At 69.9% G+C, this 23,049-nt stretch carries 17 protein-coding genes; 12 read left to right on the top strand and 5 right to left on the bottom strand.

Going from position 1 to position 23,049, the window contains the following annotated elements:
* Positions 1-37: 37 nt before the first annotated feature.
* From rpsR to ABDW61_RS14020, 7 genes are all read left to right on the top strand, one after another.
* Positions 38-328: a 30S ribosomal protein S18 gene (gene rpsR, locus ABDW61_RS14050; RefSeq protein WP_067062534.1), complete on the top strand. Its 291-nt coding sequence runs from the start codon at positions 38-40 to the stop codon at positions 326-328.
* A gap of 12 nt (positions 329-340) precedes the next feature.
* Positions 341-793 carry a 50S ribosomal protein L9 gene (gene rplI, locus ABDW61_RS14045; protein ID WP_343639472.1) on the top strand — a complete coding sequence of 151 codons (453 nt, stop codon included), beginning with the start codon at positions 341-343 and terminating at the stop codon, positions 791-793.
* 199 nt (positions 794-992) lie between these two features.
* On the top strand, positions 993-2,414 hold the full coding sequence (dnaB, locus tag ABDW61_RS14040; RefSeq protein WP_343639471.1) for a replicative DNA helicase: 1,422 nt from the start codon (positions 993-995) through the stop codon (positions 2,412-2,414).
* A gap of 414 nt (positions 2,415-2,828) precedes the next feature.
* The gene (locus ABDW61_RS14035) at positions 2,829-4,313 is read left to right on the top strand and encodes a hypothetical protein (RefSeq protein WP_343639470.1); all 1,485 of its coding nucleotides are present in this window, start codon (positions 2,829-2,831) and stop codon (positions 4,311-4,313) included.
* 38 nt (positions 4,314-4,351) lie between these two features.
* The gene (locus ABDW61_RS14030; protein ID WP_343639469.1) at positions 4,352-7,570 is read left to right on the top strand and encodes a TonB-dependent receptor; all 3,219 of its coding nucleotides are present in this window, start codon (positions 4,352-4,354) and stop codon (positions 7,568-7,570) included.
* 65 nt (positions 7,571-7,635) lie between these two features.
* Positions 7,636-8,928, top strand: a complete 1,293-nt coding sequence (locus ABDW61_RS14025) for a hypothetical protein (RefSeq protein WP_343639468.1) — start codon at positions 7,636-7,638, stop codon at positions 8,926-8,928.
* Positions 8,929-9,047: 119 nt separating this feature from the next.
* The gene (locus ABDW61_RS14020; RefSeq protein WP_343639467.1) at positions 9,048-11,177 is read left to right on the top strand and encodes a LamG-like jellyroll fold domain-containing protein; all 2,130 of its coding nucleotides are present in this window, start codon (positions 9,048-9,050) and stop codon (positions 11,175-11,177) included.
* Here the strand turns inward: ABDW61_RS14020 and ABDW61_RS14015 are convergent.
* The gene (locus tag ABDW61_RS14015) at positions 11,169-12,617 is read right to left on the bottom strand and encodes an ATP-binding protein (RefSeq protein ID WP_343639466.1); all 1,449 of its coding nucleotides are present in this window, start codon (positions 12,615-12,617) and stop codon (positions 11,169-11,171) included. The genes ABDW61_RS14020 and ABDW61_RS14015 overlap by 9 nt on opposite strands.
* Positions 12,618-12,630: 13 nt before the next feature.
* Positions 12,631-13,296, bottom strand: a complete 666-nt coding sequence (locus ABDW61_RS14010) for a response regulator (protein ID WP_343639465.1) — start codon at positions 13,294-13,296, stop codon at positions 12,631-12,633.
* Between the two features lie 168 nt (positions 13,297-13,464).
* Between ABDW61_RS14010 and ABDW61_RS14005 the strand changes: the two genes are divergently transcribed.
* Entirely contained in the window at positions 13,465-14,343 is an 879-nt protein-coding gene (locus ABDW61_RS14005) for a MipA/OmpV family protein (protein ID WP_343639464.1), read from the top strand.
* Here the strand turns inward: ABDW61_RS14005 and ABDW61_RS14000 are convergent.
* Positions 14,331-16,022 (bottom strand): UDP-N-acetylglucosamine-peptide N-acetylglucosaminyltransferase, encoded by a 1,692-nt coding sequence (locus ABDW61_RS14000; protein WP_343639463.1) that lies wholly within the window; start codon positions 16,020-16,022, stop codon positions 14,331-14,333. The genes ABDW61_RS14005 and ABDW61_RS14000 overlap by 13 nt on opposite strands.
* Before the next feature lie 108 nt (positions 16,023-16,130).
* Between ABDW61_RS14000 and ABDW61_RS13995 the strand changes: the two genes are divergently transcribed.
* From ABDW61_RS13995 to ABDW61_RS13985, 3 genes are all read left to right on the top strand, one after another.
* On the top strand, positions 16,131-17,249 hold the full coding sequence (locus ABDW61_RS13995) for a PA0069 family radical SAM protein (RefSeq protein WP_343639462.1): 1,119 nt from the start codon (positions 16,131-16,133) through the stop codon (positions 17,247-17,249).
* Positions 17,250-17,387: 138 nt separating this feature from the next.
* Positions 17,388-17,747, top strand: coding sequence for a hypothetical protein (locus ABDW61_RS13990; protein WP_343639461.1), 360 nt, complete (start codon positions 17,388-17,390; stop codon positions 17,745-17,747).
* A 170-nt stretch (positions 17,748-17,917) separates the two neighbouring features.
* The gene (locus ABDW61_RS13985; protein ID WP_343639460.1) at positions 17,918-19,531 is read left to right on the top strand and encodes a radical SAM protein; all 1,614 of its coding nucleotides are present in this window, start codon (positions 17,918-17,920) and stop codon (positions 19,529-19,531) included.
* Here ABDW61_RS13985 and ABDW61_RS13980 read toward each other — a convergent pair.
* A complete protein-coding gene (locus ABDW61_RS13980; RefSeq protein WP_343639459.1) occupies positions 19,460-20,479 on the bottom strand; it encodes a hypothetical protein in 1,020 nt (339 codons plus the stop codon). The genes ABDW61_RS13985 and ABDW61_RS13980 overlap by 72 nt on opposite strands.
* 46 nt (positions 20,480-20,525) lie before the next feature.
* Here ABDW61_RS13980 and ABDW61_RS13975 point away from each other — a divergent pair, with 46 nt between their 5' ends.
* Positions 20,526-21,833: a nucleotidyltransferase family protein gene (locus ABDW61_RS13975; RefSeq protein WP_343639458.1), complete on the top strand. Its 1,308-nt coding sequence runs from the start codon at positions 20,526-20,528 to the stop codon at positions 21,831-21,833.
* 14 nt (positions 21,834-21,847) lie between these two features.
* On the opposite strand, the gene ABDW61_RS13970 is transcribed toward ABDW61_RS13975, so the two are convergent.
* A complete protein-coding gene (locus tag ABDW61_RS13970) occupies positions 21,848-23,044 on the bottom strand; it encodes a glycosyltransferase family 4 protein (RefSeq protein ID WP_343639457.1) in 1,197 nt (398 codons plus the stop codon).
* Positions 23,045-23,049 lie beyond the last annotated feature (5 nt).

Genomic DNA, 23,049 nt, shown 5'->3' with positions numbered 1-23,049 from the left:
GCATATCGTTTACATCTGGATAGATCAAGAGGTCACTATGCCCCCGCCACGTGGTAAAGGTCGGTTCTCGAAGGACCGCAAGCCCAAGCGCAACCAACAATCGCTGCTGTTCCGGCGCAAGCGCTTCTGCCGCTTCACCGTCGCCGGTGTCGAGCAGATCGACTACAAGGACGTCGACGTCCTGCGCGACTTCATCAGCGAAAACGGCAAGATCGTGCCCGCCCGCCTGACCGGCACGCGCGCCTTCTTCCAGCGTCAGCTGTCGGTGTGCATCAAGCGCGCCCGCTACCTGGCCCTGCTGCCGTACAGCGACCAGCACAAGGTCTAAGGAGTCCACCCCATGCAAGTCATCCTGCTGGAAAAAGTGGCCAACCTGGGCAACCTGGGCGACGTCGTCAAGGTCAAGGACGGTTACGCACGCAACTTCCTGATCCCGACCCGCCAGGCGCGCCGCGCCACGGAAGCCGCGATCAAGGAATTCGAAGCCAAGCGCGCCGAGCTCGAGAAGGTCGCCGCCGAGAAGCTGTCGGCCGCTCAAGCCCTGGGCGAGAAGATCAACGGCTCGACCGTCGTGATCTCGCAGAAGGCTGGCGTCGATGGCCGTCTGTTCGGTTCCGTGACCAACGCCGACATCGCTGAAGCGCTGACCAAGGCCGGCACGGCCATCGTCAAGTCGCAAGTGCGTCTGCCCAACGGTCCGCTGAAGACCGTCGGCGAATTCCCGATCAGCGTCGCCCCGCACACGGACGTCGTGGTCGAGGTGACCGTCAAGGTCGTCGCCGAAGCCGAGTAATCACTCGACACACCGGTTGGGCGCTGTACGCGTCCACCGGACATTCCCCAGCTTTGCAGTCCCTTCGAGGGCTGCAACGATGGTGGAAGACCCAAGAAAGCCGACAGCTGCGAAGCGGTCGGCTTTCTGCTTTTCCGGGGTGAGAGTTATCCCGCTCGCCCCACAGGCTGTCCAGCGTTCATCCACAGGCTTGTCCACAATGTCCGCGATCTTTACCTCACCAGGATCTGCTGCCGGCGATAGCGAAGTCGCCAAGCTGCGCGTGCCGCCGAACTCGGTGGAAGCCGAGCAGAGCGTGCTTGGCGGCCTGCTGATCGACAACACCGCCTGGGACAAGGCGGCGGACACGCTCAGCGACAGCGACTTCTACCGCTACGAGCACAAGCAGATCTACGCCGCGATCGGCAAGCTGGTGAACGCCGGCAAGCCGGCGGACGTGGTGACGGTGTTCGAGGAACTGACCTCGGTCGGCAAGGCCGAGGACTGCGGCGGGCTGGCGTATCTGAACGCGCTCGCGCAAGGCGTGCCGAGCGCCGCCAACCTGCGCCGCTACGCCGAGATCGTTCACGAGCGGGCGATCCTGCGCAAGCTGGTGGCGACCTCGGACGAGATCGCGACGGCGGCGCTGAACCCGGCCGGCCGCGCCGTCAACGAGATCCTGGACGAGGCCGAAGGCAAGATCTTCCGCATCAACGAGGAGGGCTCGCGCGGCGGCACCGGTTTCCAGAGCATGGACCGGCTGATGGTCGAGCTGATGGACCGCGTCAACGAGCTGGCCGAGCAGGGCGCCGAGGACGTCACCGGCGTGCGCACCGGCTTCTACGACCTGGACCGCATGACGGCCGGCCTGCAGCGCGGCGACCTGATCATCCTGGCGGCGCGTCCGTCGATGGGCAAGACGGCGTTCGCGATCAACATCGGCGAGGCGGTGGCGATCAACGAGGGTCTGCCGGTCATCATCTACTCGATGGAAATGGGGGCGGCGCAACTGGCCCTGCGGATGGTCGGCTCCATCGGCCGCATCGACCAGAGCAACCTGCGCACCGGCCGCCTCAAGGACGACGAATGGGGCCGGCTGGCCGAGGCGGTGGACAAGCTGGGCAACGCGCCGATCTACATCGACGAAAGCCCCGGCCTGTCGCCGAGCGAAGTGCGCGCCCGTGCCAGACGCCAGGCGCGAATCTCGGGGCAGATCGGCCTGATCATCATCGACTACCTGCAGCTGATGAGCGGCAACGGCGGCGGTTCCGAGGAGAACCGCGCGACGGTGGTGGGCGAGATCTCGCGGGGCCTGAAGGCGCTGGCCAAGGAGCTGCGCTGCCCGGTGATCGCGCTGTCGCAGTTGAACCGGTCGGTCGAAACGCGGCCGGACAAGCGGCCGATGATGTCCGACCTGCGCGAGTCTGGCGCCATCGAGCAGGACGCGGACATCATCATGTTCATCTACCGCGACGAGTACTACACCAAGGACGAGTGCAAGGAGCCTGGTGTCGCGGAGATCATCATCGCCAAGCAGCGTAACGGCCCGGTGGGCACGGTGAAGCTGGCCTTCGCGCGGCAGAACACCAAGTTCGAGAATCTGGCGCCGGGCTACGTCAGCCCCGGCGGCGACGAGTACTGATCCCGGCCGCGAGGGCAGGCTGGCGCCGGCCCTGGCCGTTTCTGCGGTGCTCAGCACCGCTTCGAGCCTGCCGTCCTGCATCGCGGACCAGGCCGGCGCGCGCTAGCCCGCCGATGAGCGAACCCCACCACCTTCGGCCGTGAGGCCCCAGAAGCGGCGCGCCCATGCGCCGCTCCCCACGCCCCGTGCGTCCCGTTGGACCTCTGTGCGCATTTCGTTGGATTTGGTCAGACCGGCGTTTGTACTAACACGCTTTGGTCAGGCCAAACATATGATTTAGCGCAAAATCTTGCTGCTACGGGTTAACCGAGGGCGAGTACCGAACACAGATTTCGGGTGTGGCGCGGCCACTTACAAAAGAGGAGACAGGACGTGACGAAGACGGTGTGCAAACACAGGACCACGCTTTCGCTATTGGCTGCCAGTGCCCTGCTGGCGGCCTGCGGCGGGGGCGGAGGCGATGGCGGGGGCGGCTCGGGGCTGTTCCAGGCCATCAGTTTCAGCTACCCCGGCGGCGCCACGCTGCTGGCCGGACCGGTGACCTTGAAGGCCACCGCGGACTCCGGGCTGCCCGTGACGTTCAAGTCCGGGACGCCCGACATCTGCACGGTGTCCGGTGACCAGCTCACGCTCGTGGCCAAGGGCGAATGCCGCGTGACCGCCAGCCAGGCCGGCGGCGCGGACGCCGGCGGCAAGCAATGGGCCGCGGCCGATGACGTGGGGCAGCTGTTCACGGTGCTCGGACGGGCGCAAGCCCCGGTCGTGCCGGTCGCCGTGATGCTGCGCGCGGCCAGCGCCACCGTGACCTTGTCCGCCAAGACCGACGCGGGGCTGGCGGCGACCTACCAGTCGACGACGCCTTCCGCATGCACCGTCAGCGGCAACGCGCTGACGGTGCTGGCCAGCGGGCTTTGCCAGCTGGCCGTGACCGCTCCCGCCGACGCCACCCACGAGGCCTTGACCGGCACGGCGCTCATCGCGGTGTCGCCGCTGCCCCCGCCCGTCGTGCAGAGCCAGGGCAAGACGCAGACCGTCGCGCTCGCCACGGTCGATGCCGGTGGCAGCGCCTTGAGCTACGCGAGCACCGCGCCCACCGTGTGCACGGTGGCGGGCAGCGAGCTCCAGATCCTGACCAAGGGCACCTGCACCGTGACCCTGTCCAGCGCCAGCGGCGCCACCGAGAACCTCGGCGTGGTCGTCGATCCGCACTTCTTCGCGAGCGGATTCAACCCGGCGACCAACCGCACGCTGGAGTTCGGCGACATCAACACCGGCGCCGGCGTGCCCATCGCCAGCTGGTGTGGCGGCGTGGATCCCTCGTTCTGCCACCTGACGGTGAGCAGCTTCGCGTCGACCTTCGGGTTCGACATCAAGCAGAAGGCGGGCAGCGGCTGGGACGGCTCGACGTCGGGATGGTGGGCCTACTACAACTACGAGATCGGCGCGCCCAAGACGCAGAGCGGTGACCGCCTGCCGTTCGACCTCAAGACCGAGGAGTCGCTGTTCGTCACGCTCGGCTTGAACCAGACGCTGTTCGACGGCGGCGGCGCCGTGGCCGTCCGCATCCAGACGAACAACCTGCAGAAAAAGCCCAACGGGGACGAGTGCTACATCACCGCCTCGGCCAACGTGCAGCCGACGTCCGCCGCGCCCACCGCGTACTTCATCCCGTTGAAGAACTTCTCGGTGACGGAAACCTGCGGCACCGACATCGCGCAGACCGCGGAGGCCGGGCTGGCCCAGATCCGCAGCTTCGGCGTGCGCGCCCTGCAGTTCGGTCCGAGCATCAACCTGAGCCGCCCGACGCCCAACGCGGATGGCTCGCTGCCGGCTCCGACCGACCCGGCCTACACGCTCAGCACGGACATCACCGTCTTCGGCCCGATCACCTTCCAGTGATCGCCTGGCGCCGCACAACCGCATCAGAAAGAAAAACGATGAGACAGTTCCGCACCACCGCCGTCCATCGCGGCATGGTCCAGATGCTCCTGCTGACCGCTGGCAGCACCGCATTTGCCCAGACCCCTCCCCCCAAGGAGCCTGAAACGCCAGCCGCCCTGGGGACCGTTGTCGTCAAGGGACAGCGCGCCGCCCTGCAGTCGGCCCAGAAGATCAAGCAGAACGCCGAGGAGATCGTCGACTCCGTCGTGGCGGAGGAAGCCGGCAAGCTGCCCGACAAGTCCATCACCGAAGTGCTGCAGCGCATCGTCGGCGTGACCGTCGAGCGTCTGCGCTCGACCAACAACGACCCCAAGCACTTCTCCGAAGGGAGCGACGACCGCATCAACGTGCGCGGCCTCTCGTGGGGATCGTCCACGCTCAACGGCCGCGAGGTGTTCTCGGCCGGCTGGCCGGGCCGCGACCTGAGCTGGAGCGCCGTGCCCGCCGAACTGATGGCGGGCGTGGACGTCTACAAGAATCCCTCAGCGGAGAAGATCGAGGGCGGCGTCAGCGGCCAGGTGGACCTGCGCACGGCGCTGCCCTTCGACTACGAAGGCACCAAGCGCGTCGTCTCGTTCGGCGGCAACTACGAGCAACGCACGAAGAAGACATCGCCGACGCTCTCGGGGCTCTACTCGACGCGGTGGGAGGCTGAGTCCGGCCGCTGGGGCGCACTGGTCGACCTGGCGATGAACCACTCGACGTATGAGCAGCAGAAGCTCGAGGTCCAGCCCTACTACCCGCGCAGCGACGTGGTGCCCGGCCGGACGGTGTGGGTGCCCGGCGCGGCGGACTGGGGGCAGAACGTCGGCAACAGCGACCGCAAGGGCTTCTACGGCGCGCTGCAGTGGAAGAAGAACAACATGCAGTCGTCGCTGACGGCGTTCGTCTCGAAGTCGCGGGAGGAGAACACCGGCTCGAACATCTACCCGAGCTTCGCGGACGGCAACTTCAACATGTCGCCGTACAACGTGCGGGTCGACAACCCGGTGATCGACGACCGGGGCGTCGTGGTGTCGGGCCACTACAGCTATCCGCTGCAGCTGACCCGCGATGCCAACGGCAACGTGACGGACTTCAACCACGGGGGCAAGGGCTCGAACCAGTTCGCCGACGGCGGCATCATGATGGGCACCAGCCGCGCGTTCACCCAGCACCGCACCAACACCGCCGAGCTGGCCTGGAATTTCCAGTGGGCCGTCAACGACCGCTTCGCGTTGCAGAACGACCTGCAGTGGGTGAAGTCCACCTTCCGTACCCGCGGCGAGGAAGTGCAGACGGCCACCTTCGTGCCGAGCATGGACATCACCACCTCGGGCAGCAAGCCGGTGCAGATCGGCTTCGACGAGAGGTCGCGCAACTTCCTCGCCGACCCGGGCAACTACTTCTGGCTGTCGGTCATGCCCGGCCGCTACAAGGGTGACGCCGACCTGTATGCCTGGAAGGTCGACGGCAAGTACGTGTTCGACGACTCGATCCTGCGCGACCTGAGAGTCGGCTTCCGCACCACCTACCGCAGCTCCAAGCGGGAAGCGGCGGTCTACGCGGGTGATCTGACGAGCGTGGGCTGGAAGTCGATCGCCGAGCCGTGGACCGTGCGTCAGACCAGCACGCCGGGCCAGTTGCCCGGACCCACCGATGACCAGAGCTGGAAGTCGCGCGGCAACTTCGCCTACCTGAGCGATCCGCGCTACGCGGCGGCCGCGCCGGTGGAGCTGTTCAACTACACCCCCTTCGGTGGCAACAACCCGCCCAGCGTGGTGTTTCCCACCTATGGCGCCCTCAAGGACTACAACACCTACAGCAAGCTGATCGGCGACGTCCGCTACAACCAGTGCCTGGACTCGCAGGCGTGGGCGAAGGGGCAGAACGCGAAGAACCCGCAGAACCAGATCAACGTCCCGACCTGCAACGCCAGCGACTACAAGTACGACACGACGCTGTACTACGGGCTGAACCCGAACATGACCAGCGACATCTCCGAGCGCACCCATGCCGTCTACGGCAGCCTGCGCTTCGGCTTCGATGACTGGAAGATCCCGGTGGACGGCAACCTGGGCGTGCGCGTGGTCTACACCGGACGTTCGTCGCACGGGCACACGACCTTCGACGCGACCTACGACAACCGCACGCCGCCCGACGTGCCGCGCTTCGGTCCGATCAACGAGAACCTGAACGTCGACGCCAACCATGTCGACGTGCTGCCCTCGCTGAACCTGAAGTTCAACCTGACGGGCGACAACAAGCTGCTGGGGCGCATCGCGGCGGCCCGCAGCGTGTACCGGCCGGGTTTCAACCAGCTGCAGGAATCGGTGTCGCTCAAGCAGAACATCGACACGGCCAACAACCGCATCACCTACACGGGCGAGAACACCGGCAACGCCAAGCTCAAGCCGCTGACGTCCGACAACTTCGACCTGGGGCTCGAGTGGTACCCGCGCAGCGGCCAGATGGTCTCGGTCACGGCCTTCTACAAGGACGTGAAGGACGTGATCTACGACTCGACCTACACGCGCGACTACAACAGCCTGGCCGGCAACCCGCAGACCTTCCTGATCAAGGGACCGCGCAACGCCGCCCGCGCCTGGGTGCATGGCATCGAGCTCAAGGCCGAGACCTATCTGGACCACTTCGATTTCCTGAAGGACCGGCTGCCTGACTGGGTCAAGGGCTTCGGCGTCTCGGCGGACTACACCTACCTGGGCAGCAGCCAGCGCTTCTACCGCGACGCCCAGGTGCAGTTCTGCCCGCCCAGCGGCACGATCACGAGCGACGCGCTGAAGGTGTACGGCTGCGACACCAACGGCAGGCCCTTCGGCGCGCTGCCGGTGCCCGGCCTGGTGAAGAACGCGGCCAACTTCGCGCTGCGCTATGACCGCTACGGCTTCTCAGCCCGCCTGGCCTACAACTGGACCAGCCGCGTGCTGAGGAATGTCGGCGTCGACTTCAATGGCCAGAACGGCACGAGCGCGGATCCGGCGCGCGCCGGCGCGCAGGACACGTGGTGGGGTCTGCCGCAGTACCAGGAGGCCTTCGGGCAGTGGGATGGCGGCGTGTCGTACAACTTCACGGAGAAGTTCGGGCTGTCGCTCAGCGTGACCAACCTGAACAACGTGACGGTTCGCCGCACCTTCCAGCAGACCCCTGGTTTCATGGGCTCGAGCTGGAACTTCCCGGGACGCAGCTACTACCTGACGGGCCGCTACGAGCTCTGAACGACCGCCGATGCGGATCGGGGCCCGCCCGGACACGGCGGGCCCCTGCCTGGATTCCGATACTCATGTCCCATTCATTCCGGGCCGCGCTCGCCGCGGCCCTTGTCCCGTTCTCCCTGTTCTCGCTGCTCTGCCTATGCCCGGCCGGCGCCGCCTGTGCCCAGGATGCCGGCACGGCCAACCTGGAGCGCGTCGAGGTGGCGGGACGGAAGACGGAAGTCTCGCCCTGGTTCCGCGCCGAGAGTCCGCATTTCGTCGTGTACTCGGACACCCGGGAAGAGGACGTCGCGCCGCTGCTGGACAACCTGGAGAAGCTGGATCGGCTGCTGCGTGCCTATACCCAGCTTCCGCAATCCCAGCTCCCGCAATCCCAGCCTGAGCAATCCCCGCGCGCAGGCGCGTCCGGCGACCCTCAGGAGCCGAAGCTGACGCTGTACTACCACGCCAGCCTCTCGGGCCTGCGGGCGGTCGCGGGCAGCACGCCGGCCGACGCCATCGGCCTGTACAGCGGCGACGCGGGCGCCGCGCAGGGATTCGGCGTTCATCTGGAGCGCATCGCCACGCTGGGTGACGAGCAACTCGAGAAGGCGCCGCTGAACGACTCGCTGACCTATGTCTTCGAGGCCTATGCGCGGCACTTCCTCCACCGCCATACCGACATCCGCGCGCCCGCGTGGTTCATCGAGGGCTTCGCGCAGTACTTCTCCAGCGTGCGGTTCTCGGCGCAGCAGACGGTCGTGGGACGGGCGCCCAGGGACGTCGCCGGCTACCTGAGATTCCTGAATGCGGGGCGCAAATACCACCTCGAATGGGAAGACGTGCTCGAGCATCGGCTGCCACTGGCGCACGGCCATGGCGGCGAGGACGGCATGCGTCTGGAGTTCGAGGCGAAGTCGTGGTTGCTGACGCATTACGCGTTCTCGTCGGACGAGCGGCGCAAGCGGCTGAGCCGCTATCTCCAGCGGGTCGGTGACGGCGCGTCGCCGACCGCGGCGTTCGAACGCGCTTTCGGTGTGAGCAGCGCGGATCTTGGCCGCGTGATGTGGCGCTACGGCCAGCGCGGCCTGGAGGTCGTGCGAGGCGTGCTGCCGTCCATGCCCGCGGTACAGGTCAGCTTCCGCCCGCTCACGCGCGCGGCGGGGGACGCCGTGCTGGCGCAAGCCGCGCAGGCGGCGCGGTCGCCCGACGGGCCGCTCAAGGAATGGACCTTCGACAAGCGCAGGGCGTTGCAGAAGGTCGAACTCAGCGCGGGCCTGGAGGATGCGGACGCTTTCATCAAGGGGCAGCAACAGCAGCAAGGCCAGTCAGCGTCGCCGTCGCCGTCAGGCGGCGCCGGGGCGGGCGCGGGGAAGCGGTAGTTCGCGCGGGCCCGAGCCCGCCTTAACGGCGCCCGCATCCCGTTTCACGGGAACGCCATGCCGGTGACATCCCGCCTGGATAGGGTCACGGGTTTCCGCACTCCCGACCCCCTTCGGCCATGTCTTCAAAGCCCTCGAGCGCCACGCCGCTTTCCCTGTCGTCCCTGCGTGAACTGGAGGGCCTGCCCGATCGCCAGCGCCGGCTGCTGCTGCGCGCCGGCCTGGGCCTGTCCCTGGGCGGCTCGGCCGTCCTGTCGGCCTGCGGGGGCGGTGGCGGCAACGGCAGCGACAACGGCGGCGATGCCAGCGGCAATCCCGCGCAGGGTCCCGGCACGGCGCAAGTCAACAGCTTCGCGCTGGCCGTGCTGCCCGACACGCAGTTCTACTCGCGCTACGCGACGACCGACGAGAACCTGCAGTTCCAGCGCAAGTACGGCTCGACGCCCTTCGTTGCCCAGACCAAGTGGATCGCCGACAACGCCGCGGCGCTGCGCATCCCTTTCACCATCCACCTGGGTGACGTCGTGGACCAGCAGGGCAAGCCGCTGCAATGGCAGGTGGCGGACTCGGCGATGAAGGTGCTCGAGGCCGCCAAGATGCCGTACGCCATCCTGGCCGGCAACCACGACGTCATCTCCGATGTCGACTACGTCGACGCGAGCAGCCAGTCGGCCAACACCGATGCGCAGCGCAACCTCGCCAAGGAGCCCTACCTGCAGGCCTTCCCCACCACGCGGGCGCAGCAGCAGGCCACCTTCGGCGGCCGCGATCCGTCGGGCTTCCACGAGTACCACGTCTTCAACGTCGACGGGAACGCCTTCATGGTGCTGTCGATGTCCTGGCGCGCCTCCGACGCCGCGATCGCCTGGGCGCGCGGCGTGCTCGCCCAGCATCCGACGCTGCCGGTCATCCTGTCGACCCACCAGTTGCTCAACATCGCGGCCGACGGCGTGAGCCCGCTGGAAGTGCCCTACGGCCTGATGCTGTGGGAGAAGCTGATCCGCGACAACGACCAGATCTTCATGACCTTGAACGGTCATTACCACGGCGGCGCGCACCTGACCAAGACCAACGACTTCGGCAATGCCGTCGAGGAGATGGTGGTCGACTACCAGATGGCCTACATGGGCGGCAACGGGCTGATGCGGCTCTACGAGTTCGACCTCACGAACAACAAGATCAAGGTGCTGTCGTTCTCGCCGTGGGTGACGCAGAAGCCGGCCGACACGCTCAACGAGTTCGATGTGGCCGTGCTGACCGAGCCCAACCATCAGTTCGAGATCGCCATCGACTTCAAGAAGCGCTTTGCCCGCTTCAATCCGGGCTTCACCACGCCGGCGGCCGCGAATGCGCCGATCAACGACCGCGCCAAGGCGGCGCTGCTGTCCCACTTCACCGAGCCGGCCGCGAGCGCCAAGACGCCGGCCTCGAGCACGTCCGACTACCCGCTCGTGGCCAGCACCGTCGCGCATTGGCGCTTCTTCGGCGGTGCCGACGGCGCCGTGGTGCCGGTGGGCCAGGTCATCAACGACGAGACGGGGCGCAATCCGATCGCGCGCCAGGCGCTCGCCCAGGGCGGCGCCGCGCAGGACGGCGACCTCACCTGGTCCAGCGACCACCACTACCTGTCCGCCGCGCCCGGCAGCGTGCGCTTCGCCAACTCGGTGAACTCGCCGCTGCGGATGAGTGCCTTCGCGACCGATGTCAACGCGCCCTTGAATGGCGTGAGCTTCGATGCCGGCTACACCGTCGAGGCCTTCCTGAAGATTCCCGCGGGCTGGACGGCCTCGAACAACGCGTGGATGAACATCATGGAGCGCGAGGGCCGCCGGGGCGACATCGCCGGCATCGATCCCGATGCCGACGGCGATGAAAGCGCGCTGATCTTCGCGATCTCCAGCCTGCGCGAGGTGCAATGGGAGGTGACGCCGAGCACGCCGGGCACCCGTTCGCCGGCCGCCAATTTCTCCGGCGAGATCATCACCGAGCGCTGGATCCATGTGGCGATCGTCAATGACCCGGCGCAGAACAGCACCATCATGTACGTCGAGGGCGCGCCCATCCTGCGCAACGCGTCGAACACGAACGGCATCGCCGTCACCAGCGCCACCGATCGGATGATCGTGGGCGGCGGTGTCTACGGCGGCGCGCCGTCCAACGGCTTCCTCGGCAGCATCGGCGAGATCCGCCTGTGCAGCGAGCCGCTGGGCTCGGACAAGTGGCTCACCGCGCGCCGGCGCTCATCCTGACGCGGACAGCGGCAGCCGCACCGTCACGCGCAGGCCGCGGCGCGTGCCGCCGGCCAGCGCGATGCGGCCGCCGTGCCGCGTCACCACCGCCCGCACGATCGCCAGGCCGAGCCCGCTGCCGGGCTCGCGCTGCGCCGGATCGCGGAAGAAGCGGTCGAAGACGCGCTCGCGCAGCACCTCCGGAATGCCGGGGCCCTGGTCCTCGACGGCGAGCACGGCCTCGCCGCCATCGCGACGCAGCGCCACGCGCACCAGGCCGCCGGGCGGGCCGTACTTGATCGCGTTCTCGACCAGGTTGTCGGCCAGCGATTCCAGCGCGCCGCGCTGACCGCGCACGGCCAGGCCCGGCTCGGTGGCGAGCTCCAGTTCCACCCGGCGCGCCGAGGCCAGCCCGCCCAAGGCGGCCAGCCGGTCCTGCAGCAGGCCTTCGAGCTCCACGTCCGCCACCGGCTCCGTCGCCGCCGCGTCGCTGCGCATCAGCGAGAGCAACTGGTTCACCAGCCGCGTCGCGCGATGGCCGCTGCTCAGCACGCCGGTCATCAGCTGGCGCTCGCGCTCGTCATGCGTGGCCGCGCGCAGCGCCTCGACGTTCACCAGCATCGCCGCCAGCGGCGTGCGCAGCTCATGCGCCGCGTCGGCGATGAAGGTGCGCTCGCGCTGCGCGCTGCTCTCGACACGCCGCATCCAGCCATTGATCGCGTCGACCATGATCGCCAGCTCGCGGTGGCCATCGCGGTAGTTCAGCGGCGCGAGGTCCTGCGGCCCGCGCCGCGCGACCTCGCGCGCGACGGCGGTCCAGGGCCGCATCGCCATCACGATCGACAGCCAGGCGGGCATCACCAGGAAGGGCAGGCAGGTGAGCAGCGGCCACAGGTAGAAGCCGTCCGAGTACACGGTGCGCAGCACGTTCCAGCCATCATCGGGCGCGAAGAAGGTCACCCGCAGGCCGTCCGGCCCGGCCTCGCTGCGGGCGCCGAGTCCGCGTCCGTTCGCCTGCATCCGCACCAGGCGGCCGGTGTCCGCGGGCGGCTGGAGGTCCGGCGCATTGGGCGAGCGATAGAGCAAGTGCGCGCCGCGCGTCACGGTGAAGGAGGGCTGCCGGTCCGGCGTGGTGCGGTAGTCCTCGACGATGGCCGAGTGCAGCAGGTCCAGCTGGCGCTGGCGCCGCTCGGGCGTGCCGCCGCGGTCGTCGGCGATGGCCATGATGGTGGGATAGATCTGCGTGGACTCGAGCAGCAGGATCGCGCGGCCGCCGGCGCTCAGCAGGTAGGCCAGGCCGCAGACCCAGGCCAGCGTGAGCAGCGCCATCTGCGCCACCAGCAGCCGCCGCACCAGGCTGGGCCGCAGCACCGACAGCACCACGCGCCGCGGCAGCCGTGCGAGCCGGTGCAGCAGGCCGCGCGGGTGGGGCTCGCCGATCGGCGGCACGAGCGCGCTCATGGAGCCTCCGGGTTCATGGGGCCTCCTGGTCGATCACGTAGCCGACGCCGCGGACGGTGCGCACCAGGCCGTCGCCGACCTTGCGGCGCAGGTTGGCCATGTGCACGTCCAGCGCGTTGCTCGCGTTACCGGCGCCGCCGGGCAGCACCTGCTCCTCGAGCGTGCGACGCGTGACGATGCGGCCCGCGCGCATCATCAACTGGCGCAGCAACTCGTATTCGCTGACGGTCAGGTCCACGGGCCGGCCGTCGACGCTGACGCGCCGCGTCGGCACGTGCAGCAGCACGCCGCGCAGCGACAGCGATTCGCCGTCGAAGCCGTAGCTGCGGCGCGCCAGCGCGCGGATGCGCGACAGCAGCTCGGCCAGCTCGAAAGGCTTGACCAGGTAGTCGTCGGCGCCGGAATCCAGCCCGGTGAGCCGGTCCTGTAGCGCGTCGCGCGCGCTCAGGATCAGCACGGGCAGCGTGCCGTGCTCGCGCCGCAGCTTGGCCAGCAGATGCAGGCCATCGCCGTCGGGCAGGCCCAGGTCCAGCAGCACCAGGTCGCTGGGCTGCTCGTCCAGCTGACGCTGGGCGGCGGCGAGCTGGCGGGTCCAGACGACGTCCATGCCCTGATCGGCCAGCGCGATGCGCACGCCGTTGCCCAGGTCCAGGTCGTCCTCGATGAGAAGGATCTTCATGCCGCGCATTGGACCAGCGCGCCGGCCCGGCCATGGGCGATGCGCGCCGCGCCTTCATGCTTTCTTCATGCAGCCCAAAGGTTCACTTCATGGGCGTTTTCGACACTGCATCCGCAATCCGGCCCTTGCCGTTTCCCTCAGGTCCCGTTCCTTTACCGAGTTGTCGACATGACTGAATCCCTGAACTCCGAGCTGTTCCTCCGCCACGTCCTGCCGCGCGCCGCCGCGCTGGCCGCCGCGCTGACCTGCCTGAGCCTGTTTTCCTGCGCCGTGCGGGCGCAGACCGCGGCCTCCACCGCCGCGCCGGCCGCCACGCCGCCCAAGGCGCCCCCGGCGGAATCGACCTTCACCATTGGCGGCGGCGCCGCGGTGACGACGCGCTATGCCGGCTCCGACGAGACGCTCGTGGCCCCGCTGGTTGCGGCCGAATACACCCACCCCAGCGGCTTCTTCATCGGCACGCTGCGCGGTGCCGGTTACGGCGGCGGGCTGGGCCCGGTGAGCTACAGCGCCGCGATCAGCTATCGCGGCCCGCGCTACGAGAAGAAGAAGGATGGCGCCGGCTTTGGCAGCGGCAGCAAATACCTGAACGGCATGGGCGACGTGAAGGGCAGCGTCACCGGCCACTTCTCGGTGGGCTATTCAGTGCTGCCGTGGCTGGACCTGCAGGTCCACACCGAGCAGCCGCTGACCAAGCGCGAGAACGGCGCGGTCTACGGTCTGGGCGTGTCGGCCAAGCTGCTGGACGACGGCAAGGACACCTGGGTGCTGAGCGCCGGCGCCAACGCGGGCGACGCCAAGTACCTGCAGACCTATCACGGCGTGACGGCCGCGCAGGCCGCGCGCACCGGCTACGCGGTGTTCACGCCCAAGTCCGGCTTCTACCAGGTCGAGGCCAGCGCGAGCTGGCAGCACAAGTTCTCGAAGAACTGGAGCGTGCTGGGCTCGGTCGGCGCGCAGCACCTGGTCGGCGACGCCGCGAAGAGCCCGCTGACGCGCCGCAAGACGACGCCGGTGGCCTACGTCGCGGCGGGTTACACCTTCTGAACTGCAGCGCTGCCGGCGCCGCCTCCAGCGAGCGGCTGGGCCGGCAGCTCCGCTGGCGGCAGGCCTGCGACCGCGCGGGCCCACATCCGCTCATAGAGCGCCTCCAGATCGCGCGCGAAACCGGTGGAGTCGATCCAAGGCCGGATCGCCGGCTTCGGTCCGGTGGCGAGCGCGCAGACCTGATCGACATACGCCTGCAGCGAATCGCAGACCAGTCCGGACAAGCCGGCCTGCGTCAGCAGGCTTTCCGCGACGCGCGAGGCGAAGCCATCCCCGCGCAGCGTCACCACGGGCACGCCCGCGGCGAGGGCGTCGCTGGTCGTCGTGTGGCCGTTGCACGGCCAGGTGTCGAGCGCCACGTCCGCCGCCGCGAGGCGATTCCAGTGCTTCTCCATGCCCGTGGGCGGCATGAACACCAGCCGTTCAGGCGCGATGCCGCGCTGCTGCGCCTCCAGGCGCAACTGCGCGTCCGCCTGCTCGCCCCCGCTGAGCTGCCAGAGCAGCGCGCCGGGCAGGCGATGCAGGATCGCCATCCAGGCATCGAACAGCGGCGGCGTGATCTTGTAGACCGCATTCGCCGACAGCAGCACGATCGCGTCCTCGGGCAGGCCGAGCTCCGCGCGCGGCACCGGGTGGATGGTCCGCGCCGCGTCGCCGGGCTGGTAGCAGCGCGGCAACTGGGCGATCCGTTCCGAATAGAAGGGCGCGTCCTCGAGCGGCGTGACGATGGCGTCGCCGATGACGTAGTCGATGAAGTCCGCGCCGCAGGTGCCGGGGAAGCCGAGCCAGGCGGCCTGCACCGGCGCCGGCCGCGCGGCCAGCGCGGCGAAGCGGCTGCCGGCGGTGTGCCCCTTCAGGTCCACGGCGATGTCGACGCCTTCGGCGCGCATCCGCGCGGCGATGCCTGACGGATCGAGATCGCCGACCTCGACGACGCGCTCGCAGGCGGCGCGGATGCGGCGCTGGAGCGCGGAGCCGTCGTCGGGCCCATGCGAGAACAGCAGCACCTCGAAGCGCTCGCGGTCGCGCTGCTCGAGCACCTCGACCATCAGCGCGGCGGTGGCGTGGGCGTGGAAGTCCGAGGACAGATAGCCGATGCGCAGCCGCGGCTTCGCGATCGCCTGCACCGGCGGCAGCGCGCGGAGGCCTCGGCTGAGGAAGCGCGCGCTCAGCCTGCCGATCTTGAGCAGCTCCGCCGGCGCATGGGGCAGGGCGGCCAGTGCGAAGGGGACGCCGAATTCGTCGCCGGCGTCGTCCGGCTTGGCGCTCAGCGCCGCGCGCAGCGCCTGGAGATTGGCCTCGAAGTCCTGCCAGCGCGCGCATTGCTGGTCGCCATGAGCCTGATAGGCCTGGGCCATGACGCTGGCGGGCTGCAGCGTGGCGACGGTGCGGAAGCACTCGGCGGCCTCCGCCTTCATCTGCAGCGACTGCAGCGCGAAGGCGAGCTGCAGGTAGGCGTCGACGTCATCGATCTTGAGCGACAGCGCCTGCATCAGCGGGCCGATCGCGTCCTGCACGCGGCCGGCGCGGCGCAGCGACTCGCCCAGATAGCGCTGCAGCTCGTTGGAGGCCACCTGGGCGTGCGGCTCGAGCAGCGCGACGGCCCGGTCATGGCGGCCGCGGGTCATCTCTGCGAGCGCGGCGCGCAGCAGGTCCTGGAGCGGGTCCATCGTCGGCATGTCCGGGGTCGTGAAGGAGTCGGCCATTGTGTGCGGGATCGCCCGCGCCCAGGACGCACATGCCGAGAGGCACTGGCAATCGGCGCCGATACTGTATAAATTGACAGTATGCCGCAGCCCCCCAAGATCGCCGCTCCACCACTGTTCATCCAGGCCGACGCCCTCAAGGGGCGGGGCAGCGCCTGGGCGATGCCGCACCGTTTCGAATCGGTGGAGCGGGAGCAGTACGACGACGGCTGGGGCACGCTGGATCAGGAGGCCGTCGAGGAACACGTCGCGCCGCGGACCGAGATCATCGAGGAGCACGCCAAGAAGATCGTCAGCGGCAACCAGTCGCCGGACATCGGCTTCGATCTGTCGATCAACCCGTACCGCGGCTGCGAGCACGGCTGCATCTACTGCTTCGCGCGCCCGACGCACAGCTACCTGAACCTCTCGCCGGGCCTGGACTTCGAGACCAAGATCATCGCCAAGGTCAACGCCGCGGAGCGGCTGCGCGAGACGCTGGCCTCGCCGGCGTACCGGCCGGCGCCGCTGGTGCTGGGAACGGCGACCGACGCGTATCAGCCGATCGAGCGCAAGCTCGGCCTCACGCGCGCGGTGGTGGAGGTGCTGACCGAGGCGAGGCATCCGTTCTCGGTGGTGACCAAGTCCAGCGGCATCGAGCGCGATCTGGACCTGATCGCGCCGATGGGGCAGCGGCGGCAGGTGTCGGTGTATTTGTCGGTGACCTCGCTGGATCCGGAGCTGTCGCGCATCCTGGAGCCGCGCGCGGCCTCGCCGCAGCGGCGGCTGCGCACGATCAAGGCGCTGGCCGAGGCGGGCGTGCCGGTCGGGGTGAGCGTGTCGCCGGTGATTCCCTTCCTCAACGAGCCGGAGCTGGAGCGCATCCTCGAGGCCGCGGCGCAGGCAGGCGCGACCAAGGCCTTCAGCATCCCGCTGCGGCTGCCGTGGGAGGTGGCGCCCTTGTTCCACGACTGGCTGCGGCTGCATCAACCGGACAAGGCGGCGCGCATCATGGCGCGGCTGCGCGACATGCGAGGCGGCAAGGACAACGATCCGCGCTTCGGCACGCGCTTCACGGGCGAGGGCATCTGGGCGGAGTTGCTGCAGCAGCGGCTGCGCAAGGCGGCGCAGCGGCTGGGACTGGGGCGCGAACGGCATCAGTTCGACTTCAGCGAGTTCCGTCCGCCATCGAAGGTGGAGGGGCAGCAGTCGCTGTTCTGAAAGCAGTCCGGAGCGGGGGCGCAAGGCCTGACCCCATCACGGCTCAAGCTGCAATGACCTTCCTCAGTATGCGCAGGGGGAGTGACCCACCGAGATCAGCATCCCCCGTCGAAACGTCCTTCGGAGGGGCTCTCTTTTGTGAACGGCACGCAGACACTGGTGGCCTTCGAGTCGTGGACTCGCTTGGCAGAGGGTGTGGCGATGATCGTGAATGGGTCGATGACGGATGAGCGGGTGGTGACGTCGAGCAGCGCAAGTAGCCGGCTGGTCGCTGTGATGGTGCGGCCCTTGCCGGTAGCGCATGACGTGTCCGAACTGGAGGCGGTGATCGACCTTCTGAAGTCGCCAGGGCTGCTCTTCGGTCCGCCCGAAGGGCAGGGGCTTTCGGATGCCGTCTGCAAGTACACGACCTGGGATCTCTTGTCTCGGCCGCTCGAGTATCTGGAGCGTGGCGGCATCTCGGTCACCTACATCCGCCCGCTCCCCGCCCGAAAGTAGTGCCGACGCGGCACAAGTAAAAAAACGTATCCCCTCCCGCTCCCGCAACCTTCTGCGCACCGAACGAGCACCCATGAAGCGGCCAGCGGCCCCTTCCCGGAAATCGCTCGCCGCATCGGCGCCATCGCTCCATCGCGAAGGTCCAGAGGGTTCTCTTTCGCGGGAGCGCGATGCTGTCCATCCTGATCGGCCATGCCTATTTCCTTCGCTTCGATCCCAAGCAGTTCGAGCGCGCCAAGCCCTATCCCCCGCTGGCCACGCTGCAAGTCGCCGCGCAGGTGCGCCGTGCCGGCCATGAAGTCGCGTTGTTCGACGCGATGCTGGCCGACGGCACCGCCGACTTCGAGGCCCAGTTGCGCGCGCAGCTGCCGCAGGTCGTGGTGCTTTACGAGGACAACTACAACTACCTGAGCAAGATGTGCCTGGCCCGTATGCGGGCCGCCGCCTGCGAGATGACCGCCGCCGCCCGGCGCCGCGGCGCGCGGGTGCTCGTCGCCGGCTCCGACCCCAGCGATGACCCCGATCCCTACCTCGATGCCGGCGCCGAGGTCGTGCTCATCGGTGAAGGACTCGAGCCCTTGCGCCAATTGCTGGCGCGGCTGGATCGAGATCTCCACGCGCCCGTCGAGCAGCTCTGCCTGGGCCTGTCCGGCATCGCCACGCGCGTCGGCGGGCAGACCGTCCGCCGCCATGACGAGGCGGCGGCCGCAGCGCCCGCGCCCGCGCCCGTGCCCGCCTCCGTGGCGGACGTCTCCGCCGGCCGCCAGGTGCTCTGGCTCGGGGCGGACGAATCGCCGCCCTCGGCGCCACCGCGCACGCCCGTCGACGACGTCGCCTGGGACCTGGTCGATGTCGATCGCTATCGCGCCGTGTGGCGCGGGGCGCATGGCCGCTTCAGCCTGAACATGGCCGGCTCCAAGGGATGCTCCTTCCGCTGCGCCTGGTGCGCCAAGCCCATCTGGGGCAACCGCTATCAGCCGCGCGACCCGCAGGCGGTCGCCGCCGAGATGCTCTGGCTCCGGCAACGCCTGGCGCCGGACCATGTCTGGTTCGCCGACGACATCTTCGGCTTCCGCGCCGACTGGGTGCGCCGCTTCGCCGCGGCGCTGGCGGCCGGCGGCGGCGGTCTGCCGTTCACGATCCAGACCCGGGCCGACCTCATCACCGAGGCGATGGCCGACGCGCTGCGTGACGCCGGCTGCCAGGAGGCCTGGATCGGCGCGGAAAGCGGCAGCCAGCGCGTGCTCGACGCGATGCACAAGGGCACGACCGTCGAGGAACTGCATGTCGCGCGCCGCCGGCTCGGCGAGCGCGGCATCCGCGTCGGCTTCTTCATCCAGTTGGGCTACCTCGGCGAGGAGATCGAGGACCTGCGCGCCACCCGCGCGCTGATCGAGGCCACGCGCCCGGACGACATCGGCGTCAGCGTGTCCTATCCGCTGCCGGGCACGCCCTTCCATGAACAGGTCAAGGCCCAGCTCGGCGCCAAGACCCATTGGGAGGACAGCGGCGACCTGGCCATGATGTTCCAGGGCCGCTACACGAGCGGCTTCTACCGCGCCTTCCGCGACCTGCTGCACCGGCAGGTGAAGCTCGCGAACTCGAACGCGACTCGCGATGCCGAGGCCGCGCGGCTGCGCCAGGAGCGCACGCGGCTGCGGCGCCAGTGGCAGGTGCTGCTCGGCCGCGAGCACCGCCATCGCACGCCGGTGTCAGGCCGCGCCGGCGCCGAGCAGGAGTCGCAGCCGCGCGGCGTTGTCGCCGGGATCGCGGCCGCGACCTAGCTCGAAGGCCGGCAGATGCGCACAGCGCTCGACCGTGTCCGCCCAGCCGGGACGCCAGGCGGCGTAGGGCTGCGTCGCGGCCAGTCTGGCCGCGACCTCGTGCGGCGCCAGCGGCCGCCAGGGATCGGGGCCGGCGGCGGGCTCCGGCGACAGGAATACCAGCAGCGCGAGCGCCGGCGGATCCCCCGCCAGCGCGAGTCCGGTGCCGCGCAGGTCGAGCACCGCCTTCTCCGCGCCGCTGCGCCGCCGGATCACCGGCGAGACCGCCAGCCGCGCGCGCAGCGCGGGATCGTCGATGCGATCGAGGCTGTCGGTGCGCAGGTGCAGGAAGCCCGGCACGCCCAGCACCCGCAGCGAGACCGGGTCGAGGAAGGCGCCGTCCTCGGTCACGCCGGCCAGGCCCTGACGCATCGCCTGCAGCGTCAGCGTCGACTTGCCCGCGCCGCTGTGACCGATCAGCAGCGCGGCGCGGTCGTCCAGCGCCACCGCGCCCGCATGCAGCGCGTGCAGCCCCTGCGCGCGGGCGGCGAGCTGGTAGACGGCGCATTCCACCAGTTCGATCCGCGCGTCGCGCGGCCGGGCGAGCAGCTCGGGCGAGACCGTCACCAGCGCCCGGCCGAGTTCCGGCATCACCAGCGCCATGTTGACCGCATCGAGTGCGACGCCGACCACGCCCGCGCCGCTGAGATGACGCGCGGCGGGCGGGCGCTCGAGGTCCGGCGGCCAGCCGGCCGCGTCGCCGCGCCGCAGCCGCACCTGCAGCGGCGCGGCGTTGCCGAGCCGCTGGGGCGGCAAGCCCGCGTAAGCCGCGTCGGCCAGCGCGAGCAGCGCCTCGTCGTCGGCCAGGAATTCAAAGGACGCGCCCAGCAGATGCGCCTGGCGGCGCCAGCGCGGGGAGGTCTGTTCGTCAAAGGGGTCGACCGGATCGCCCAGGGGAGTCATTCGCATGGCAGTCATCGATGGAAGGAATTCAATGTCAACAAGCATGAACGGCATGGCGCGCGCTGAGGGCGCGAAGGAGGCCGCGAAGGACGCCACGCGCGCCGCCGGGCGCCAGGAAACGCGCAGCGGCGGCCGTCCGGCGCTGCCGCCGGCCGCGGAACTCGCGGCGATGCTGCGCGAGAGCACCGAGCGCCTGGCCCGCGAACTGGCGCAGGCCTCGGACGAGCCGCCGGCCTGGCACGAGGCCGGTTGGCGCGTGGCGATGGCCGCGGCGACCATCCATGGCGTCGCCGGCCTGCTCGCGGATCGGCTGCGCTGGGAAGGACCACCGCTCTGGCAGGCCTTCCTGGCCGATCAGCGGCATCAGATGCGGCAGCGCGAGCAGCGCATCCGCGACACACTGCAACGCATCGACCTTGAGGCGCGCCGCGACGGTCTGCCGGTGGTCGGGCTCAAGGGCTCGGCGCTGCTGAGCATGAACCTGTACGCGCCGGGCCGCCGTCCGATGGCCGACATCGACCTGCTCGTGCAGCCCGAGAACCGGCTGACCGCGCTGCGGATGCTGGCGCGGCTTGGCTACCGGCCCGGCGTGGACAGCGGCCGTCACCTGACGCTGCTGCCGGCGTCGTCGGCCCCGCACGCGCCGGTCCATCTCGGCGAGCACGCCGATCACCCGGTGAAGCTGGAACTCCACACCCGCGTGGCCGAGCCGCTGCCCGCGCGCGAGGTCGACATCACCGCGCGCATCCTGCCCGCATCGGCCAGGCCAGGGCTGCGGCCGTACCCCGGCCGGGCGGCGCTGATGCGGCATCTGCTGCTGCACGCGGCCGGCAACATGCGCACCCGGTCGCTGCGGCTGATCCAGTTGCACGACCTGGCACTGATGGCCGATCGCCTGACCGAGTCCGACTGGACGTCGCTGGCCGCGGGGGAGGGCGGACACGCGCCGGCCTGGTGGGCGCTGCCGCCGCTGCGCATGGCCCTGCGCCATTTCCCGTCGTGCGGCATCGACGAACACCGCCTGCGGGCCTTCGAGCCGGGCTGCCCGCCCTGGCTGCGGCGGCATGCCCGCGAGGCCTCGCTGACCGACCTGTCGACCTCGCGGCTGTTCTGTCCCTGGCTCCCCGGCCTGGTGTGGGCGCGCGACCCCGTGGAGGCGCTGCGGCTGGTGCGCGCACGCCTGTGGCCGTCCCGCGCCGCGAAGGAGCAATCGCGCGCGGCGCGCGGCGCCGAGGCCTGGATACGGGACAACCCGACGGCATCGCTGCCGCGCTGGGCGCGCGTCAGGCGCTGGCGCATCGACGGCCTGCCGGCGGCGCGTTTCTCGGTCGAGCAGGCGATGGCCTACGAGTGGCGATGAGCGGCGGACCGATGTCATCGCTGGCTCCGGCCCGCCAGGAGCTCTGCATGCAGCGCCTCGAAGGCCGCCGCGGTGTGATCGGCGTCCTCGGCGCAGGCCAGGGCCTGCGCGCGCCGCGCGAGCGCGAGCCGCAGCGGCTCATCCGCGCCGAGGCGCAGGATGGCCCGCGCGAGCGCCTCGTCATCGCCGGCCGGCACCGCGAGGGCGGCGCCTTGCTCCGCCCATTCGGCGAAATGGCCGACGGCCGTGCCCACGCCCGGCACGCCGGCGACGGCCGCTTCCAGCAGCGCCAGCGGACCGGCCTCGTGCCGCGAGGCCATCACCAGCAGGTCCGCTTGCGCGACCCAGGAACGGCAGCCGGCCTGAGGCAGGAAACCGTGGAAGCGCACCAGCCCGTCGTCCAGGCCCAGCGCCCGGGCCTGCGCCTGGACGGCGCCGCCGAGCGTGTCGATGCCGATCACGTCCAGCCGCAGCGGCAGGCCCGCGGCGGCCGCGCGAGCGACCGCGCGCAGCAGCGTCGCCTGGTCCTTGACGCGATTCAGGCTGGCCAGGTGCAGCAGCCGCAGCGGTTCGCCGGCGCGGCGCGGCCGGGGCGCACGCGGCGGCCAGGCGCGCAGGTCGACGCCCAGCGGCAGGCGCCGCCCCGTCACGCCCTGCGTGGCGATCTGCGTCAGGATCATCGCGCTGGCCGCGGTGACCGCATGGGCGCGGCGCAGCACCCAGCGCTCGCGCAGGCGGCCGCGCCAGGTCAGCAGGCCGCCGTAGCCGATGTCGCGCAGCGCGGCCAGTTCACCCCCCGCGACATGGACCGCGGCGGGCAACGACAGCAGCCGCGCCGCCAGCACGGCCGTCATGCCGCAGGGCCCCGCCCACAGCGACTGCACCAGCTCGAACGGCGCGCGCCGATGCTCGGCCGCGATCGCCGCCAGCGCCCGCCACGGGGCCGCGCGGGCGCGGCCGCCGACCGCATGCACCTGCGCGCCGCGCAAGGCCCAGCGTGCCGGCTCGGGCTGCTGGAACAGCGCGAACACATGCAGCTCGTGCCGGGCCGCGAGCCGCTCCACCAGCGCGAGCACCGCCGGAATCACGTCCTGCGTGCCCGAGCCATGCACCCCGCCCGGGACCACCAGCGCCAGCTTCGTCATGCCGCGCGCTCCTGCGCGGGCGCGCACGTCATCGGCGTTCCCGGCGTCCTTGCCTTCGTCATGCATTCCCC

It is taken from the genome of Roseateles sp. (genome assembly GCF_039595595.1).
GTDB lineage: Bacteria > Pseudomonadota > Gammaproteobacteria > Burkholderiales > Burkholderiaceae_C > Roseateles.
The sequence above is the reverse complement of the archived record's forward strand: the minus strand, read 5'-3'. Positions and strand labels throughout refer to the sequence as shown.

Bases quoted from the DNA above. Each gene is read 5' to 3' on its own strand.
- rpsR (WP_067062534.1), top strand. From the start codon at position 38: ATGCCCCCGCCACGTGGTAAAGGTCGGTTCTCGAAGGACCGCAAGCCC.
- rplI (WP_343639472.1), top strand. From the start codon at position 341: ATGCAAGTCATCCTGCTGGAAAAAGTGGCCAACCTGGGCAACCTGGGC.
- dnaB (WP_343639471.1), top strand. From the start codon at position 993: ATGTCCGCGATCTTTACCTCACCAGGATCTGCTGCCGGCGATAGCGAA.
- ABDW61_RS14030 (WP_343639469.1), top strand. From the start codon at position 4,352: ATGAGACAGTTCCGCACCACCGCCGTCCATCGCGGCATGGTCCAGATG.
- ABDW61_RS14025 (WP_343639468.1), top strand. From the start codon at position 7,636: ATGTCCCATTCATTCCGGGCCGCGCTCGCCGCGGCCCTTGTCCCGTTC.
- ABDW61_RS14020 (WP_343639467.1), top strand. From the start codon at position 9,048: ATGTCTTCAAAGCCCTCGAGCGCCACGCCGCTTTCCCTGTCGTCCCTG.
- ABDW61_RS14015 (WP_343639466.1), bottom strand. From the start codon at position 12,617: ATGAGCGCGCTCGTGCCGCCGATCGGCGAGCCCCACCCGCGCGGCCTG.
- ABDW61_RS14010 (WP_343639465.1), bottom strand. From the start codon at position 13,296: ATGAAGATCCTTCTCATCGAGGACGACCTGGACCTGGGCAACGGCGTG.
- ABDW61_RS14005 (WP_343639464.1), top strand. From the start codon at position 13,465: ATGACTGAATCCCTGAACTCCGAGCTGTTCCTCCGCCACGTCCTGCCG.
- ABDW61_RS14000 (WP_343639463.1), bottom strand. From the start codon at position 16,022: ATGCCGACGATGGACCCGCTCCAGGACCTGCTGCGCGCCGCGCTCGCA.
- ABDW61_RS13995 (WP_343639462.1), top strand. From the start codon at position 16,131: ATGCCGCAGCCCCCCAAGATCGCCGCTCCACCACTGTTCATCCAGGCC.
- ABDW61_RS13985 (WP_343639460.1), top strand. From the start codon at position 17,918: ATGCTGTCCATCCTGATCGGCCATGCCTATTTCCTTCGCTTCGATCCC.
- ABDW61_RS13980 (WP_343639459.1), bottom strand. From the start codon at position 20,479: ATGCGAATGACTCCCCTGGGCGATCCGGTCGACCCCTTTGACGAACAG.
- ABDW61_RS13975 (WP_343639458.1), top strand. From the start codon at position 20,526: ATGGCGCGCGCTGAGGGCGCGAAGGAGGCCGCGAAGGACGCCACGCGC.
- ABDW61_RS13970 (WP_343639457.1), bottom strand. From the start codon at position 23,044: ATGCATGACGAAGGCAAGGACGCCGGGAACGCCGATGACGTGCGCGCC.